Below are 1,485 nucleotides of genomic sequence, written 5' to 3' on the forward strand. Positions count from 1 at the left end.
GGTCTGGCCCTTAGCGATGGTGATAGTTTCGCCATTGCTGAGCTTGATGGTTACGTCGCTGCCAGCCGGGTTCGACAGGGTGGCGGTGTAGGTGATCTTGCCACCTTCGGCCACGGTATCGGTCGCGGTCAGCTTAAGCTCGGTAGTGTCTTCCGTGCCTGGGCCCTGAGTTACGGAAGTGACTGGCTTACCTTCGCCAACCACTTTCTCGTAGTTACCGCCAGTGATCTCGGTAATGGCGTTGCTCACGTCCGGTTTGGTCGTGTGGACGCTATTCGGCACGGTGAAGTCCACCGAGCTCGAAGACTGACCAACCGGGATAGTGATGGTCTGGCCGTTGGCCAGTTTCACGACCAGGTCGCTACCGGTGACTTCGTGGTTTACCGAAGCGGTGTAGGTGATGGTGCCGCCTTCGGCTACCGAGCTGTTGCTGGCGGTCAGGGTCACCGTCGAAGTATCGATGGTGTCAGTGACTTGGGTTTCAGCTGGAGTCGGATTGACTTCGAGCTTCTCGAAATCACCGCCATCCACTTTATCCACAGTAACGCTGAGTTTCTCAGCATCGATGTAGACATCGTCAGCCGGGGCATCAATCGAGATGCTGTTCTCGGTCTGGCCTTTGGCAATGGTGATGGTTTCACCATTGCTCAGTTTGATGGTCACATCGCTGCCAGCCGGGTTCGACAGGGTGGCGGTGTAGGTGATCTTGCCACCTTCCGCGACTTCACCAGTGGCGGTCAGCTTCAGCTCAGTGGTGTCTTCAGTGCCTGGGCCCTGAGTTACCGAAGTAACTGGCTTACCTTCGCCAACCACTTTCTCGTAGTTACCACCAGTGATTTCAGTGATCGCGTTGCTAACGTCCGGCTTCGTATTGTGGACGCTGTTCGGCACGGTGAAGTCCACCGAGCTGGAAGACTGACCAACTGGAATAGTGATGATCTGGCCGTTAGCCAGTTTCACTACCAGGTCGCTACCGGTTACTTCGTGGTTTACCGAAGCGGTGTAGGTAATGGTGCCGCCTTCGGCGACCGAGTTGTTGCTGGCGGTCAGGGTGACAGTCGAAGTGTCGATAGTGTCAGTGACTTGGGTTTCCGCTGGAGTCGGGTTGACTTCGAGCTTCTCGAAGTCGCCGCCATCCACTTTATCCACAGTGACGCTGAGTTTCTCGGCGTCGATATAAACGTCGTCGGCTGGAGCATCGATGGAGATGCTGCTTTCGGTCTGGCCTTTGGCGATGGTGATGGTTTCGCCATTGCTCAGCTTGATGGTTACGTCGCTGCCGGCTGGGTTCGACAAAGTGGCGGTGTAGGTGATCTTGCCGCCTTCGGCCACGGTATCGGTCGCGGTCAGCTTCAGCTCAGTGGTGTCTTCAGTGCCTGGGCCCTGAGTTACCGAAGTAACTGGCTTACCTTCGCCAACCACTTTCTCGTAGTTACCACCAGTGATTTCAGTGATCGCGTTGCTCACGTCCGGTTTGGTCGTGTG

The 1,485-nt window shown here is 56.2% G+C and carries 1 protein-coding gene; it reads right to left on the reverse strand.

Annotated elements, in window-relative coordinates:
* The coding region (locus HU720_RS23895; RefSeq protein WP_346656617.1) for an immunoglobulin-like domain-containing protein at positions 1-1,467 on the reverse strand (1,467 nt) is incomplete at its 3' end.
* Positions 1,468-1,485 lie beyond the last annotated feature (18 nt).

Origin of the sequence: Pseudomonas sp. SWRI51, from assembly GCF_014268825.1 — a bacterium.
Lineage (GTDB): Bacteria > Pseudomonadota > Gammaproteobacteria > Pseudomonadales > Pseudomonadaceae > Aquipseudomonas > Aquipseudomonas farsensis.